Raw genomic sequence first — 15299 nt, 5'->3', positions numbered from 1 at the left:
ACTAGGAGATAACCATGCTCGATTATGAAACGTTAAAAATCATCTGGTGGCTGCTGGTCGGTGCATTGCTGCTCGGCTTCGCCATCATGGACGGACATGACATGGGCGTCGGCACCCTGCTGCCCTTTGCCGGCAAGAACGACACCGAACGCCGCATCATGATCAACACCGTCGGCCCGCACTGGGACGGCAACCAGGTGTGGTTCATCACCGCCGGCGGTGCCATCTTCGCCGCCTGGCCGCTGGTCTACGCCACTGCCTTCTCCGGCTTCTACTGGGCCATGCTCGCCGTGCTGTGGGCGCTGTTCTTCCGCCCGGTAGGCTTCGATTACCGCAGCAAGATCGAGAACCCGACCTGGCGTAAGACCTGGGACTGGGGCTTGTTCGTGGGCGGCTTCGTCCCGCCGCTGATCTTCGGCGTGGCGTTCGGCAACCTGCTGCAAGGCGTGCCGTTCCACTTCGACAATGACCTGCGTTCGTTCTACACCGGCACCTTCTGGGCCCTGCTCAACCCGTTCGCGCTGCTCACCGGTGTCGTCAGCACGGCGATGATCACCGCGCATGGTGCGAACTACCTGATGATCCGCACCGAAGGGGATGTGTATCGCCGCGTGCGCACCGCCTCGCTGGTGTTCGGCGCACTCACACTGGTCACCTTCGCACTTGCCGGCATCTGGCTGGCGAACAGCATCCAGGGTTATGTGATCACCAGCGTGATCGACGGCAATGCCTTGCCCAACCCGCTGGACAAGACCGTGGTCACCCAGGCCGGTGCATGGTTGCATAACTACACCCTGTATCCGGCTGCCAAGCTGGTTCCCGCCATCGGCTTCGCCGGCGGGTTGCTGGCCATCGCAGCTGCCTGGTTCAACAAACCGCTGACCGCCTTCGTCAGCTCTTCGTTGGGCATGCTGGGCATCATCGGCACCGCCGGGGTATCGCTGTTCCCGTTCATCATGCCGTCCAGTTCCGACCCGCGTTCCAGCCTGACGGTGTGGGATAGCGTCTCCTCGCAACTGACGCTGACCCTGATGCTGGGTGCGACAGTGATCTTCCTGCCGCTCATCGTCGTCTACACCAGCTGGGCCTACAAGAAGATGTCGGGCAAGGTCACTGCCGAATTCATCAACGCCAACGACAAGTCAGCATACTGATAAAGGAGATATGACATGTGGTATTTCGCCTGGATACTGGGAGTCTCGATGGCCATTCTGCTGGCCATCGTCAACACCATGATGTGCGACGCGCAAGCTTGCGTCACCAAGGAAGAATCAAGCGACAAGGAATGACCGTGCGCCAGGAAACAGTACCAGCCGCGCATGGCGGCATCTATGCAGCATTGCCGCGCATGCTGTCGCTGCTGCTGGCGCTGGCCCTGACCGGGATCATCCTCACCTATCCGAGGGCACTCGGCCATACCAGCCACGGCATGCTGTCGCTGACGATGCTGGGCATCTGTGCCGGGTTCATTCACGGCGTGGGTTTCATCCCTGAAACCAGGCTGTGGCGTTTGCTGTTCGGGCCCTGGGTGGCATGGGCACTGATGGGTCTTGGGCTATGGCTCTTGCTTAACAGCTGACAAAGCGGCACACGAAATCGAATCAGACTGAATCAATAATTTGAGGAAAAAGAAATGGCACGTATCGTAATTCTGGGCGCAGGCATTGCAGGTCACACTGTCGCCAGGTATCTGAACAAATGGGTAGGCAAACAGCACGAGGTCGTAGTTGTCTCGCCCAATGCAAAGTGGAACTGGATACCCTCCAATATCTGGGTGGGTGTCGGACAGATGAAGGAAGAGCAAGTCACCTTCGACCTGACCGAGGTGTACAGCAAGACCCGGGTGAACTTCCGCCAGGCCAAGGCACTCGCGATCCATCCTGAGGGCAATGCCGAAAATCCTTCCCCGTTCGTGACCGTCGAGTACACCCATCCCGCCAAGGCCGGTGTGCAGGAGAACATCACCTACGACTATCTGGTGAATGCCACAGGACCGAAACTGAATTTTGCCGCCACTCCGGGACTGGGCCCCGAGCACGGCCACACGGTATCCGTTTGTACTTCCAGCCACGCACTGGAAGCCAATGAGAAACTGCAGCACGTCATCGACGCCCTGCGCGCAGGCGAGCGCCGCACCATCGTCATCGGCACCGGGCACGGGATGTGCACCTGCCAGGGCGCCGCATTCGAATACATCTACAACGTGGACCATATGCTGCGCGAAGCCGGCGTGCGCGACAAGGCCCGCATCGTCTGGCTCAGCAACGAATACGAGCTGGGCGACTTCGGCATGGGCGGCGTGCATATCAAGCGCGGCGGCTACGTCACCAACGGCAAGACTTTCGCCGAATCGCTGATGGTCGAGCGCAACATCGAATGGATCACCCGTGCGCACGTGACCAGGGTCGAAGCCGGCAAGATCCATTACGAGACGCTGGATGGCAGCTACCATGAACTGGAGTTCGATTTCTCCATGCTGATCCCGCCATTCGCCGGGGTCGGGCTGAAGGCTTACGACAAGGCTGGAGCAGACATATCCGCGCAGCTGTTTGCCCCCAATGGTTTCATGAAGGTGGACGCGGATTACACTGCTCGCCCCTATCTGGAATGGTCGGCCCGCGACTGGCCCAAGACCTACCAGACACCGGCTTACCGCAATATCTTCGCCGTCGGCATCGCCTTCGCGCCACCGCACATGATCAGCAAGCCGATGCAAAGCGCGAACGGGACCCCCATCAATCCGACGGCCCCCAGAACCGGGATGCCATCCGCGGCCATGGCCAAGGCAGTCGCCATGAGCATCCGCGACATGCTCAACGGTGCGGAAAAACCCACCCACACGGCTTCCATGGCGGAGATGGGCGCCGCGTGCGTCGCCTCTACCGGAGCAGACTTCTTCAAGGGTACCGCAGCCACGATGACGGTCTTCCCGGTCGTGCCGGACTTCGAGAAATACCCGGACTATGGTCGCGACATCGACCTGACCTTCGGCGAGATCGGCTTGGCCGGCCACTGGATGAAATATCTGCTGCATCACGCATTCATCTACCAGGCAAAGCTGAAGCCGGGCTGGTCGATCATCCCGGATTAATTATTCAAAACGATTTCAGGAGCAAGACATGGCAAACAAGATCACCAACAGAGAGCCTTACCAGCAGGCTTACTACCCTCCGGCCCCGACCGGATTCACCCGCTACATGCGCACATCGCTCGTATGGCAGGGTGTCCGCTTTCTCGTCATCAATCTGAAGATACTCAAGTTGATGGCGAAATCGCATCACTGAATCCCGGCCCTGCCGTAGTTGGAGACCTTTCAGTTGCAGAAAGACCTATCCGACTATGGCAGCTGATACCTACTGCCTATCCCGCAACACCCGGGCAGCTCTGGCGATCTGCAAAGGAAGAGCCTGCGCCTGAATCCTTGGAGGAAGAACATGGCACACATTGTCATCCTCGGTGCCGGTACCGCCGGAACACCCGCAGCGTATGAATTGCGCGAAGCTTTGGGCAGGCAGCACCGGATCACGGTCATCAATGCATCCGAAACCTTCCAGTTCGTTCCTTCCAACCCCTGGGTCGCGCTCGGCTGGCGCAAACGCGAAGACACCACCTTCAATCTGCGCCCGTGCCTGGAAAAGAAAGGCATAGCCCTCATCGCATCATCCGCTGAAAAGATCGATGCCGAAACCAGCCGCATCCATCTGGCCAATGGAACAATCCTCGATTACGACTATCTGGTGATCACCACCGGACCGCGCCTGGCCTTTGAACTGGTCGATGGCTCCGGACCGAATGGCGGGTACACGCAGTCCGTCTGCACCGTCGACCACGCGTGCGAGGCATACGACGCATACGAAGAATTCCTCAAGGATCCGGGCCATGTGGTGGTTGGCGCGTTTCAGGGCGCATCCTGCTTCGGCCCTGCATACGAGTATGCAATGGCGCTGGATACCGACCTGCGCCGCCGCAAACTGCGCCACAAGGTACCGATCACCTACGTCAGCCCCGAACCCTATATCGGCCACCTCGGGCTGGGCGGTGTCGGCGATTCGAAGGGACTGCTCGAATCGGAATTGCGCCATCGCCACATCAAGTGGATCACCAATGCCAAGACCGTCAAAGTAGAAGCAGACAAGATGCATGTCGAGGAATACGACCTTTACGGCGAGAAGGTCCGCAACCATGTGCTGCATTTCAACTATTCGATGATGCTGCCGCCATTTCGCGGCGTGCCTGCGGTCACCAATGTCGCCGGTCTATGCAACCCGGCCGGCTTGGTGATCGTGGACCAGCATCAGCGCAGCCCGAAATACCACAACATCTTCGCGGCAGGAGTGTGCATCGCGATACCGCCGGTGGAACCGACGCCGGTGCCGGTCGGAACACCGAAGACAGGCTACATGATCGAATCGATGGTCTCCGCCATCGTGCACAACATACAGGATGAACTCGATGGCCGCGCTGCCGTGACCACCGGCACATGGAACACCATATGCCTGGCCGACATGGGAGACACCGGCGTGGCTTTTGTCGCGCTGCCGCAGATCCCGCCCCGCAATGTCACCTGGGCCAAGAAAGGCAAATGGGTGCATCTGGCCAAGATCGCGTTCGAGAAATACTTCATGCGCAAGATGAAGACCGGCACCTCAGAGCCGGTCTATGAAAAATACGTACTCAAGGCACTGGGTATCTACCGGATCAAATAGCAGGCCTGCAACAAAGCCAATGATCGATCCGGGGCGCGATCCGAGCGGTCATCTCAGCGTGAGCAGGAAGATATTCTCGTGCAACCGGCTCAACCCGCGCTCCTTGAAGCGCGGAGTCTGTGCCAGCACGTCATGGTGTGCCAACAAGCGAATCTCGGCCCGATCCCTATAGAGCGACTCCACCTCCTCGATGGATACCGCAAATGGAGGCCCCGACATCTCAGCCTGCGGATAATCGAAAGTGATCAACAGGATTTGCGTCCCCGCCGACAGGATGCTTGCCAGATGTTGTGCATAGCGCTCGCGCATCTCGGGAGGCAGCGCCACCAGCGATGCGCGGTCGTAAACCGCCCGCACATTCGCCAGCTCTTTTTTGCCCAAGTCGAAAAAATCACCGCACAGGATCTTGATGCCGCCAGCTTCGTATCTCTCGAACTTGTTGCCGGCGACAAGTTCGGGACTGTATCCATTCTCTTTGTAGAAGGATTGCACAGCGATGGGACTGATCTCCACCCCCAGTGGCGAACATCCCTGCTCCCTGAGCCAGATCATATCGAGACTCTTTCCGCACAGCGGCACGAACACCTCACCGCCTTGGGCATGATGCAATTCCTGCCAGTGCCGTTGCAGATAGGGATTGATCTCGTTCTGGTGAAAACCCGTCTCAGCCCGCTCCCAACGCTCCAGCCAAAAATCCTTTTTCATCGATCCACTCCTGCAAATGTCATTTTAAAAGGCGCACTGGCTATCGAGCCTGCACCGCACCAGTTCTGACAGCAGCACCCATAACAGACTGCAAGATCCATGGACTGGTTGTTGCCAAAATCTTCATTGAAATATTAACCGATTCTCGCAGGGAACCAACATTCGGTTGCCGGTCAAACAGCAGACATATTGCTAATATGCACCATCCTGGCAGAACCATTCAAATCGCGAGGTTATTTTGAACGAAAGACTCAGCACCGAAGAGCTGTATGAGATTCACAAAAAGAAGACCGAGAAGACCATGAAGATGGTGATCACGACAATCGTGACCATGTTTCTTTTTGCCTTATATGTCCTGTTGAAAGACGGCTAGAGTCAATATTTCAATTTGTTTTATCAACAACAGACTGATGAATCTCGACGGCTCCCAGCCGGTATTGGCCGCACGCTGAAGCAATCCGGATCGAACGGCCAAAATCAGCACGTAACACCCTCAAGGAGAGCGAAATGCTGGTGACTTTTACAACGGACGCCTATGCCGACATCACCATGTTCGGAGATGTCGCACTCAGCATGCTGAGAATGATGGGACACAGCGCAACCGTGCCCGGCGCCATTCGGGCTGAGGATGTTCCTGAAGCGCTGAACCGGCTGACAGCGGCCATCAATGCAGAAAGATCATCTCCCTTACCTGCCGCCAGGAGCGAGGATGAGCCCGCAGTAAGCATTGCCCATCGAGCAATGCCTTTGCTGAACTTGCTTGCTGCCGCAGTGAAAGAAAAAAGCTATGTGACATGGAAATGAGCCATCGTTAAGCCCGCTCTATCCCTGACTTGCGATTGTCCAGCGCCTATTCAGTCAGTTTGTATCGCGCGAGCAGCTTCTTCAGCGCCGCCCTGTTGTTGCCGTTCTCCAGCGATTTGATCTCTTTCCTCAGCTTTGCAATCTCCATGCCGCTCAAGGGACTGAGCATGGAGCGGCTCAGACCGTGTTCGCTGACCAGCGCATCGACAGCACTATCCTTGCCCCGCGCCGACAGGATGACGACGACCAGAACGAACACGACTACACCAACGATTACATATTCCATTGCGAATTTCTCTGGGGATTGGTTTCCGGACGATCTCCGGCCTGAGGCAAATTATCCACCAATATTCGCTTTAAGAAACGGACGACTTGATCGAATGTACTGTGATTCGGCCATAGCTGACGTTTTCAGGGAAGAGTTTGGATGTCAGCTTTGGTTCGAACTTCGTACGGAATTACTAAATGTTTTATGCCTGCGCTTGCTTTGAAGGCGATTGCTGACGCTTTGTTGACTTGATCTTGATAGTGGCGCCAGTAATAGGGTTGCGACCAATACGCGCGACATGTGCCACTTCTTTTTCAACATTGACCTTCATAGTTACGAATGACATCTCGATCAATTGATCTTCGATCTTGAAGCTTCCTTTGTGCTTCAGCCAATCAAGGACGTTAGCTAGATGCCAAATTACCGTCGTGCCGCTATGTACCGGTGTCGGAGCTAAGCTGTTTTCTATCAAAATTTTTCGAATGTTTTGCCTGCTGCAGCCAACGAAGCCCGCAATGTCGGTAACGCCAACATAGTCGGGGGTGGCTTCAATCATCTTGGCACCTGGGATGGCCTTCGTTACGTCGGCAATTGCCGATGCAACAGCATCCTGCGCTGAAGGTGCCTCTCTTGTAAAACTTAATGCCACTCTACCTTTTAAACCTAAGCCAACTGTAGCATCGTCACAGCCCGCTTCATAAAGTGCATTCACGAACTGCTCCGGATCGGCGTCCGGACTTGGCAGAGAGAATTTGAGCTCGAAGTCATATTCTTTCATGGCTTACTCCTTGTCCTGTTCATCGGCCTTAAGCCTGATGCAATTGTCTACGATTCTGCGAATCTGTTTTGCGTGATTGCCTGGATTTTTCGGCGTGCTCCATATACTGGATCTGCAAAACTCGCCGCACCGGCATTCGCTGTCATTGTATGGGCAGTACATCTGTCCCCATGCGTGGGAGCCTCCTTCTACAATTCGCCAGCCCTTGCTCTTGGCGTATTCAATTGCGGCATTCACTTCTTTCTTTGAATGAGACATTAATTACCCCAGAATCTTTGGGTCATCATAACAGGCTGAGTGTTGTTGTCAATTGACAACTGCACTATCAAGTCAATAAAGAGAAATCGCCAATAAAAGGGGCCAGGCCCCTTTAAAATGCAAGCAACGTTTGAGTTCATCGACCGCCAGAGGCGGCCCGCCGGAACGAAGGGTTGGGTCTGACACCACGATAAACAGTCAATGGCTGAACAAGAATCCGAGGAAAGCGAGATGTACGAACCATTCGTTCCATCCCATCGAAGCCTCGGAAAACACCTCGGAATCCATTCTCGACGGTCTCGTAGTCGGCCAGATCACTTTTCTCGAACTCGGCTAGGGGGCTAAATGTCTCGCCGCCTTCCGCAGGGACAGACGTGATGACTCCAATCATTGTTAAGTTCTCGGTAGGGAACGATCCATAGGTGAAGTGGAGAGCTCCAAACTCGGCATCCTCAAAGCAGCGCTTCTTTAGATGCCCAAAGACGTGCTCGTCCGGTAGCTCTGGGTTTGGATAGACGCGGAAGTTCACGATGCCTGGCAAGAACGCATCAATCCATGTCTTCACTCCGTCAAGAATCCACTGATCTACCATGCCGACTTTGGTAGCCGAGGCGACTAGCTTAGCGAGTTCTCTTCGCACGTCACTGATCCGCTGCTCCTCGCGAGAACGTTCATTACGATCTTTGATTGACTTGAGCGCTTTCTCAGCCGAATCCAATTTCGACTTAATCTGAATATATTCGGGTGATGAGAACAGGCTAGACTCGCTGCTCTTGTTGATCAACTTGACCACCTCAGGAAAGTCGGCTGCGATCTTCTTCATGCGCTCGTAGTCTTCAAATACAGCGCGGCCACGAACCTTGATGCAGAATGTTTCTTTCAATTGGGCGCGAAACTCAGGATCGCGAAAGGATTTTGCGACCATCGGATCAGTTAAATCGACGAGGTAGCCATTGGTAGCAAGCGCCTCTTCTGTCTCCGCAAGAAGTGCGTGATGTGGCTTGATGACCTCCTTCACTGCGCTTCTGTCATTCGTAGTTCCTCCGGCGTCATGCTTTAATACCTTAAAGTCATAGCTACGCTTATTGTCAGCAGAGCGCGAGTTCTCAGTGCTTCGTTCAAGAGCTTCGACGATTCCCCCGGTCATTTGGCTGTAAATCGAGATGACCTTTTCGAGGTCTACGTAGATGAAGTCATAGAGTTGCATTGAGCACCTAACAGTTATTATGCTGACGCACGCGTCCGCATAATAGTAAATGGCAAGTGCGGACACAAATGAACTTCGGATATGTCCGCTTTGAGAATCTCAACAGACGTAACGCTGTTCGAGTTATGACGGCAGGTACGGCCGAGCATCGGACGACGTCTGTCAGATGACAGTCTGAACTACTACATATAAGCAAAGCTGATAGTCGCACCAAGCAAAAAACGCTCCCATGAAGGGAGCGTTTCGACTTATTCCAGAACTATTTCGGGAAATATTTTTTCTTGTGCAAGTAAATCAGCGTGCCAAGAAATCCTATCAACCAAACCCATATCAACACCAACACGATATTGCTACTCATTATCTATCTCCATCATTCCATTTGATACCAAGTAATAAAGTCTGTCGGAGTTGCGTGGCTAACTCCTTGTTTCTAACAACCCCCAAAATTAGCAAGACTGATGCAAAGTCTGTCGGAGTGCGCTAAAGCTGCTAAATATTGAGATGCTCTGGGAATATAGTCGGTCGGGACTAATATCGGTAGGGTATTCAGCGGCAGTTATTCGGCCACTCCGGTCATAGCTCTTAATGAATTTGTTGCCGCAAACCGGACTCTGGCGAACTTTCACTTTCGACCCAAAGAGGAAACGCGGGCTAGGCCCCCCGACCGTCTCCTCCTCCCACCATTGCGGACTCTGACGGTTCCACAAAATAACTGACGGTTTAGTATGTTTGAGTGTCCGGTTTATAACTTTTCGACTTCACGCTTATAACCTCAGGACTGTTGAGATTTGCTGAAATGACCGTCGGCTCAAGCGGGACATCGTAAAAGCTGCCAGAAATAATAGGGACAACTGGCTTTAGCTGTTATAACGAAAACGTCATCCGCAGGAACTTCGTAAAGCTGGAGTAACGTGGTCATTAGCCACTTGATGGTACTGCAAAATGATTGGGCGTCAATGCAGACGCAGACATTCAGCGCTATCGCTATTTTCTACCATGTCGTAAGACACCTTTCCTGATTGTCGAATCAAATGGGGCTGCTGCGGGTTTTGATTCCGTGCAAGAATATCGGGAAGGTTTTTTCTGCTTGCTGTTGCAGAGAAAGCTTGCCGCCAAAGATGTTCGACTGCATGACCAGTCCTTGGATCATGCCGATGTAGAGTACCGCTGCACTTTGACTGTCGAGATCGCCCGGCACCAGCTTATGCAATTTAGCCTCCTCCAATAAGCCGGCGATCCTGGCCTCATAGCCCGAAATTATTCCCTGGATAAGTTGACGCAACTTGCTGTTCTTCTTGTGCAGCAACTCGGAGAACAGCAGGCGCGGAATGGCCGGATGCTTGCTGACAAAACCAATGTGGGCGAAGAACATGCGCTCGATCGTATTCAATGGGTCGGTGGCGCCGGTGGCGGCTTTGTCCAATACCTTCATCAGGCGTTCGCGTATCCATTCTATGACTGCGACCCAGATATCGTCCTTGGTTGCAAAGTGACGGAAGATCGCCCCCTGGGTGAGCTGCATCGCATTGGCCATATCCTGTGTGGTGACGCTGTCCACACCCTTTTCCGCAGCCAATTCAACCGCCACGCGAATGATCTCGCTCTGTCTTTCTTCTGTGCTTAAGCGGCGTTTTGGTTCTTTTTCACTCATGACGCATCTCCTTCAATTATTGCTCTATACATGTCTGCCTTCGCCCGCTTCCTCGTAGGTCCGCCCGTCACGAATATGGTAGATGCGCTTGAAAGTGGGGATGATCTTTTCATCATGGGTAACGACAACGATTGCCGTTTGAAATTGCTCCGCCATCTGGTTGAGTATGCGCACCACACTTAATGCCCGTTCGCTATCCAATGGCGCAGTGGGTTCATCGGCCAGAATAACGGGAGGATGGTTGGACAACGCCCGCGCGATGGAGACGCGTTGCTGTTCGCCGCCCGACAATTGTGAAACGGCGGCCATGGCACGATGTCCCACATCGAGTGCCCCCAGCAATTCCCTTGCGCGCTTGCGTGCTTCCGCATTCGAAATACCCGCCAACATCGGCAGCAATGCAACGTTGTCGGTAACGTCCAGAAATGGGATCAGATACGGTGCCTGAAACACAAACCCGATTCGATCCCGCCTGAGCGTACGCAAGTCATTGATCATCCATTTTTCGTCAAAGATAGTGTGGCCGCCTAGCGTCATGCGACCTGCAGTGGGCTCGATTACTGCCCCCAGACATTTTAACAGGGTGCTTTTGCCGGAGCCGCTTGGGCCTACCAGACCCACCACCTCGCCCGGCCATACAGTCATGTCCACACCTTTGAGTGCATCGACAGCCGTGTCGCCTTCGCCATAGCGCTTCTTGAGATTCTCTATATGAATTGCCGGTTCGCGCATGTTCAACCTCCAATTGCCGTTGCTGGATCGATGTTCAATGCCGCTCGGATTGCGAAGATGCTTGCAACCGCGCACATCAGCATGACCAGAATGAAGCCCGATACGGCATCGCCCGGTAACAGCAATACGTATTTCGGGAAAAGGGGAGCCCATAAGGTTGCCGAAAACTTCCCGACCATGAAGCCGATCAGGCCCAAGCCCAATGCCTGCTGCAAGATCATTCCGCTGATGGTCTTGTTCATCGCACCGATCAGCTTGAGTACCGCGATCTCGCGCACCTTATTCATGGTCATGGTGTAAATGATGAAGGCGACGATGGCCGCGCTAACAATTGCAAGAATCACCAGAAACATGAATATCTGTTTGGCCGAGGTGGCAATCAGACGAACGACCAATATCTCGTCCATTTGGGGCTTGGTGTACGCCTCCAAGTGTTTCCAGCGCGCGATTTGTCCGGCTACCGCCTCATCCGTTCCCGGGGCAGTACGTACCAGGATCGCATTCACGAACCGGCTTGAAGTCTGACTGGCCTGTATCGCTTCCAGCAGCCCCGGGATACCGGGACGATTGAAGGCGGGATTCGCGGCAGTGCGCGCTCTTTCATTGACGAGCGCATCATTGTCTTTAAGGAACTGCACTTCCTGTGCATCTTTGAGTGGAATGAAAATCATCGGGTCGCCACTTGAAGAAACCATACGGCGCGTCAAGCCTACAATGGCGTATTCATGGCGCCGAACGCTGATCTTGTCTCCCAGCGAAAGCCCCGTCTTGATGTCGGCAAGCGCCTCGTAGTGTGACTGGTATATCGGGCGTCCCGCAACAAGGTAGCCAGGTTCTCCCGGTTTGCCCGCCTCATATCCCACCAGCATCACTCGAATGTCTTTGCCGTCGTGGCGAATCTGCATGGTCAGATAGGTCACATTTCCAGCTTCCTGTATGTCGGGCAAGCCCAGCAATTCCTTTGAAACGTCATCATGCACGTTGGACGGCTCGGCATAGGGTCCCAGCGTATCCTGCTGGACCACCCACAGATCGGCTCCCGCATTTTCCAGCAGCGCACGTGCATCATCCACCATGCCGCGGTAGACGCCCGCCATGGTCAGGGTCACACCGATCAGCAAACCCAGGCCAATGCCGGTAAAGACGAATTTACCCCAGCCATGCAGTATGTCGCGGCTTGCCAGATTGATCATGGGTTAGCTCCGCACGAGTTCGGACACGACTTTTACCTTCAGCCCCGGGCGCAGCGCTTGCTGGCTATATACGATGACCGTATCGTCGTCGTTCAGGCCTTCCAGTATCTGGGTCTGTCCGTTGATGGTCGCAAGTCCGATCCTAACCGGTTTGAATTGCACCCGACCATCTAGCAAGACCCATACGCCATTCTGTTTTTCAATGCGCTTCAGCGCAGCGCTTGAGATGCTGCGGGTGTTGTTCATTTCCGGCAATTTGATCGTGACTTCCGCATATTCCCCGACGCTGGCATTGGCGACGTCGATCAGCACATTGACGATGCGCTCCTCTGTCACCGCATCGCTCACCATATCCAGTCGGGCGACTTTGCCCGCGACCGGTGCCTGCGGCCGGGAGCGCAGAATGACCTGTGCCGTTTGTCCGACGCGGATCTGCCCGGCCTGTTGTTGGGCGATACGTGTCTCTACCCACAGGATGTCCGGATCGATAACCTGCAGCACGACCTGGCCCCCGGCCACGGTGCTGCCCGACTCGACCAAACGGGCAATGACTACGCCGTTAACCGGGCTGATCAAGCGGGTCTGCGCACGCGCTTTACCGATCCCCCGCATATCCGCCTGGGCCCGGGCATGTTCTTCACGGGCGGCGGCCAAATTGGCTTCTGCAACCGTCAACGCTGAAGTTGCCGCATTCATCTCGTGTTGCTTGGCATCAAACATGTCCTGGCTGACAAAACCTTTGCCACGCAATTCCAGATAACGGTTAACGGTGGCAGAAACCATCTTGAGTCTGCTTTGCGCTTCGCTGACTTGTGCTGTCGCGGCCTGGATCGAATTGGCCGTTTTCTCAACCATGCGCTGGCTGCCAATTAACTTCTCATTCAGATCGACCGGGTCCATTTCCGCCAGAACTTGACCTGCAACGACGTGATCTCCCTGATCGACCAGCACGGCTTTTACCCGGCTTGTCATGGTCGGCGCAAGGTTGTAACTGTGCCTGGCCTTCAAGGTTCCGATGCCAAATACACTGTTGGCAAGATTGCCCGTCTGAACTTTATCCACCGTAACTTTGACTGGTGCCAAGGGCCCCTGAGTCATGACAACCCAAGCGAACACCATGGCTACGCCAGCCAAAAGCATCAGAAGCCCGATATTCTTTCTCGACATGATGTCGCTCCAAGTAAGTAATTGATGACTATCTTAACCAGTCTTGTAACTAATCACAATCAATCTTTATGTGATGCCATATTATTTAATTAATACAATTGGTTGATATCTGGTGCGAAATGACTTTGCGTGTAAATACCAACATTCGGATTGGCCGAGTATTGGAAATTTGGCCATCAGAATCCGACTGCTGGATTACTTGGGCTATAACGGCTTTCGCTATCCAGCCTGTCCATCCACCCGCGGTCGCACATATACCGGCAAGTAGCGCAGCACCCAGGGAAAGAAACAAACCAACCAGAGTGCCGCCGCAGCGATATACAGCCAGTATCCGTTCTGGCCGGGTAGCATGTCCGCCAGCACACGCAAAATGGCAACCAGCTGTATTCCCAGGAACATGAGCATGACCGGTTTATCCACCTGCATGGGGAGGCCGGAATGACCGAGCGTCACGCGCGTTCCCAAACCGATCAGCAAAGTGGCAAAGCAGCCAATGGTGAGAGCGTGCTGCGGCGCAAGTCCCCAGTATTGGGTAGCGTTTCCGCTGGTAAAGGATATGAGGCTTTGGATGCCGAACAACAGCATGGACAAACCCATCCAGGCAAAACCGATGTGCAAAACGCCGAGCAGTGGTATGCGCAAACTGCGGTGCAATCCCCAAGCATATGACAAATACAATGCCGCAAAAGCCATGGGCAAGTCGCCCAACCACAGCCAGTTGCTTGCGTTGGAGAGTTGCAGCAGGGCATGCATCGCGCTTCCCGCCAGTATGGTCCGCCACGGCCACTCTGGTCGCCGCACGGCATATTGGGGCAGCGCACTACTGGTAAAAAATGGCAGCATGCGGTGCGCGACGCTCGCAAAGACAGGGAGCAGAAACAGCCACAGCCCTCCCTGGATCGCCAAACGCAGAATGAATACGCTGTCGCTTAACAGCCATATCAGATAAGCAGCAAGGCTGCACCATCCCAGGCTGACTGCGATAAAGATGCTGGTCGGGTGGCGCTTGTCGGGATTGTCCGTATCCAGCAAAACCCGCAACAAGGTATAGAGCGCAGCTCCCCACCCGGCCAGTGTGCTTGTTACCGCGACAGCGAGAACGGTGGTGTTGATCAACAAGCCCGCATAGAAGCCGGCGGCTCCCAGCAGGAGAAATGAAAAAGCCGGCACAAAGCGCTGTGGCGGAATCTCACCGCCCCCCATCCAGCGTGGGAAGACGGTCATCAGAAAGCCGAACATGAAAAACGGAAACAGCCCGAAAATCATCAGATAGGCATGTGCCGCGCTGGGCACGATGCTCCAGGTCGCGGGTTGGCCGGCAATGCCAAAGCGCGTGACCAGTTCATAGAACCACCAGAGCATGACAGCAACGGCTTGCAGTGCGCCGCCGAAGAACATGACGCGGTGGGGGGCGGCGGTAAAACTATTCCAGAGTTTGGCGGGCATATCGGCAGATCGGAGTTGGTGGCAGGGAGTTGCAGGCGAAGTTCGCAATAATTATTAGCCGGTACTCCATGCCCTAGGGCGTTTCATGCCGGCGATCTTGCAAGCCTGTTTCACATAGCCGTAGGGAAACAGTTCGAAGATCGCGTTGCGCGAGGCGGGCCCAAGACGTTCGGCCAGATGCTTGCTTACATGGCGGACATCCGGCGCAACTTGGTGCTCGGCGTAATACTGGCGCATGAAGCGAATCGCATCCCAGTGATCCTCGCCCATCTGGATGTTCTCCTGCTCGGCAATTTGCCCGGCGATCGCTTCGTTCCATGTCAGCGGATCGATCAGGTAACCTTCTTCGTCGGTGTCCGGTAGTTGCATAATTCTCTCCTTATC

The 15299-nt window shown here is 54.6% G+C and carries 18 protein-coding genes; 8 read left to right on the top strand and 10 right to left on the bottom strand.

The window, feature by feature from the left end; genetic code table 11:
- Positions 1-14: 14 nt before the first annotated feature.
- The 6 genes from cydB (at position 15) to SLIT_RS05715 (ending at position 4706) form a co-directional block, all read left to right on the top strand.
- Complete coding sequence (gene cydB / locus SLIT_RS05730; protein WP_013029286.1) at positions 15-1154, top strand: cytochrome d ubiquinol oxidase subunit II; 1140 nt, start codon at positions 15-17, stop codon at positions 1152-1154.
- Positions 1155-1169: 15 nt separating this feature from the next.
- Entirely contained in the window at positions 1170-1289 is a 120-nt protein-coding gene (gene cydX, locus SLIT_RS15550) for a cytochrome bd-I oxidase subunit CydX (RefSeq protein ID WP_013029285.1), read from the top strand.
- On the top strand, positions 1286-1579 hold the full coding sequence (locus SLIT_RS05725) for a cyd operon YbgE family protein (protein ID WP_013029284.1): 294 nt from the start codon (positions 1286-1288) through the stop codon (positions 1577-1579). Before cydX ends, SLIT_RS05725 begins: the two co-directional genes overlap by 4 nt.
- Positions 1580-1633: 54 nt before the next feature.
- Positions 1634-3091 (top strand): NAD(P)/FAD-dependent oxidoreductase, encoded by a 1458-nt coding sequence (locus SLIT_RS05720; protein WP_013029283.1) that lies wholly within the window; start codon positions 1634-1636, stop codon positions 3089-3091.
- A gap of 28 nt (positions 3092-3119) precedes the next feature.
- Complete coding sequence (locus SLIT_RS16055) at positions 3120-3284, top strand: hypothetical protein (protein ID WP_013029282.1); 165 nt, start codon at positions 3120-3122, stop codon at positions 3282-3284.
- Positions 3285-3434: 150 nt separating this feature from the next.
- Positions 3435-4706 (top strand): NAD(P)/FAD-dependent oxidoreductase, encoded by a 1272-nt coding sequence (locus SLIT_RS05715; protein ID WP_013029281.1) that lies wholly within the window; start codon positions 3435-3437, stop codon positions 4704-4706.
- 48 nt (positions 4707-4754) lie between these two features.
- Here SLIT_RS05715 and SLIT_RS05710 read toward each other — a convergent pair whose 3' ends face one another.
- Complete coding sequence (locus SLIT_RS05710; protein WP_013029280.1) at positions 4755-5411, bottom strand: thiopurine S-methyltransferase; 657 nt, start codon at positions 5409-5411, stop codon at positions 4755-4757.
- A gap of 238 nt (positions 5412-5649) precedes the next feature.
- Here SLIT_RS05710 and SLIT_RS16255 point away from each other — a divergent pair, with 238 nt between their 5' ends.
- Complete coding sequence (locus tag SLIT_RS16255; RefSeq protein WP_013029279.1) at positions 5650-5784, top strand: hypothetical protein; 135 nt, start codon at positions 5650-5652, stop codon at positions 5782-5784.
- 134 nt (positions 5785-5918) lie between these two features.
- Positions 5919-6215 carry a DUF1840 domain-containing protein gene (locus tag SLIT_RS05705; RefSeq protein WP_013029278.1) on the top strand — a complete coding sequence of 99 codons (297 nt, stop codon included), beginning with the start codon at positions 5919-5921 and terminating at the stop codon, positions 6213-6215.
- A gap of 46 nt (positions 6216-6261) precedes the next feature.
- Here the strand turns inward: SLIT_RS05705 and SLIT_RS05700 are convergent, their stop codons facing one another.
- From SLIT_RS05700 to SLIT_RS05660, 9 genes are all read right to left on the bottom strand, one after another.
- Positions 6262-6501, bottom strand: a complete 240-nt coding sequence (locus tag SLIT_RS05700) for a hypothetical protein (RefSeq protein WP_013029277.1) — start codon at positions 6499-6501, stop codon at positions 6262-6264.
- Between the two features lie 184 nt (positions 6502-6685).
- Positions 6686-7261 carry an HU family DNA-binding protein gene (locus SLIT_RS05695; RefSeq protein ID WP_013029276.1) on the bottom strand — a complete coding sequence of 192 codons (576 nt, stop codon included), beginning with the start codon at positions 7259-7261 and terminating at the stop codon, positions 6686-6688.
- A gap of 394 nt (positions 7262-7655) precedes the next feature.
- Entirely contained in the window at positions 7656-8726 is a 1071-nt protein-coding gene (locus tag SLIT_RS05690) for a DUF6414 family protein (RefSeq protein WP_013029274.1), read from the bottom strand.
- 1027 nt (positions 8727-9753) lie between these two features.
- A complete protein-coding gene (locus SLIT_RS05685; protein ID WP_013029272.1) occupies positions 9754-10377 on the bottom strand; it encodes a TetR/AcrR family transcriptional regulator in 624 nt (207 codons plus the stop codon).
- Between the two features lie 24 nt (positions 10378-10401).
- Entirely contained in the window at positions 10402-11109 is a 708-nt protein-coding gene (locus SLIT_RS05680; RefSeq protein ID WP_013029271.1) for an ABC transporter ATP-binding protein, read from the bottom strand.
- Positions 11110-11111: 2 nt separating this feature from the next.
- On the bottom strand, positions 11112-12302 hold the full coding sequence (locus tag SLIT_RS05675) for an ABC transporter permease (protein ID WP_013029270.1): 1191 nt from the start codon (positions 12300-12302) through the stop codon (positions 11112-11114).
- Between the two features lie 3 nt (positions 12303-12305).
- A complete protein-coding gene (locus SLIT_RS05670) occupies positions 12306-13469 on the bottom strand; it encodes an efflux RND transporter periplasmic adaptor subunit (RefSeq protein WP_013029269.1) in 1164 nt (387 codons plus the stop codon).
- Positions 13470-13688: 219 nt separating this feature from the next.
- A complete protein-coding gene (locus tag SLIT_RS05665) occupies positions 13689-14915 on the bottom strand; it encodes an NnrS family protein (protein ID WP_013029268.1) in 1227 nt (408 codons plus the stop codon).
- 54 nt (positions 14916-14969) lie between these two features.
- Complete coding sequence (locus tag SLIT_RS05660) at positions 14970-15284, bottom strand: TusE/DsrC/DsvC family sulfur relay protein (protein WP_013029267.1); 315 nt, start codon at positions 15282-15284, stop codon at positions 14970-14972.
- Positions 15285-15299 lie beyond the last annotated feature (15 nt).

Origin of the sequence: Sideroxydans lithotrophicus ES-1 (assembly GCF_000025705.1) — a bacterium.
GTDB lineage: Bacteria > Pseudomonadota > Gammaproteobacteria > Burkholderiales > Gallionellaceae > Sideroxyarcus > Sideroxyarcus lithotrophicus.
Note: the sequence above shows the minus strand (reverse complement) of the source record. Positions and strands in the feature narration are given on the sequence as shown.

Bases quoted from the DNA above. Each gene is read 5' to 3' on its own strand.
- cydB (WP_013029286.1), top strand. From the start codon at position 15: ATGCTCGATTATGAAACGTTAAAAATCATCTGGTGGCTGCTGGTCGGT.
- cydX (WP_013029285.1), top strand. From the start codon at position 1,170: ATGTGGTATTTCGCCTGGATACTGGGAGTCTCGATGGCCATTCTGCTG.
- SLIT_RS05725 (WP_013029284.1), top strand. From the start codon at position 1,286: ATGACCGTGCGCCAGGAAACAGTACCAGCCGCGCATGGCGGCATCTAT.
- SLIT_RS05720 (WP_013029283.1), top strand. From the start codon at position 1,634: ATGGCACGTATCGTAATTCTGGGCGCAGGCATTGCAGGTCACACTGTC.
- SLIT_RS16055 (WP_013029282.1), top strand. From the start codon at position 3,120: ATGGCAAACAAGATCACCAACAGAGAGCCTTACCAGCAGGCTTACTAC.
- SLIT_RS05715 (WP_013029281.1), top strand. From the start codon at position 3,435: ATGGCACACATTGTCATCCTCGGTGCCGGTACCGCCGGAACACCCGCA.
- SLIT_RS05710 (WP_013029280.1), bottom strand. From the start codon at position 5,411: ATGAAAAAGGATTTTTGGCTGGAGCGTTGGGAGCGGGCTGAGACGGGT.
- SLIT_RS05705 (WP_013029278.1), top strand. From the start codon at position 5,919: ATGCTGGTGACTTTTACAACGGACGCCTATGCCGACATCACCATGTTC.
- SLIT_RS05700 (WP_013029277.1), bottom strand. From the start codon at position 6,501: ATGGAATATGTAATCGTTGGTGTAGTCGTGTTCGTTCTGGTCGTCGTC.
- SLIT_RS05695 (WP_013029276.1), bottom strand. From the start codon at position 7,261: ATGAAAGAATATGACTTCGAGCTCAAATTCTCTCTGCCAAGTCCGGAC.
- SLIT_RS05690 (WP_013029274.1), bottom strand. From the start codon at position 8,726: ATGCAACTCTATGACTTCATCTACGTAGACCTCGAAAAGGTCATCTCG.
- SLIT_RS05685 (WP_013029272.1), bottom strand. From the start codon at position 10,377: ATGAGTGAAAAAGAACCAAAACGCCGCTTAAGCACAGAAGAAAGACAG.
- SLIT_RS05680 (WP_013029271.1), bottom strand. From the start codon at position 11,109: ATGCGCGAACCGGCAATTCATATAGAGAATCTCAAGAAGCGCTATGGC.
- SLIT_RS05675 (WP_013029270.1), bottom strand. From the start codon at position 12,302: ATGATCAATCTGGCAAGCCGCGACATACTGCATGGCTGGGGTAAATTC.
- SLIT_RS05670 (WP_013029269.1), bottom strand. From the start codon at position 13,469: ATGTCGAGAAAGAATATCGGGCTTCTGATGCTTTTGGCTGGCGTAGCC.
- SLIT_RS05665 (WP_013029268.1), bottom strand. From the start codon at position 14,915: ATGCCCGCCAAACTCTGGAATAGTTTTACCGCCGCCCCCCACCGCGTC.
- SLIT_RS05660 (WP_013029267.1), bottom strand. From the start codon at position 15,284: ATGCAACTACCGGACACCGACGAAGAAGGTTACCTGATCGATCCGCTG.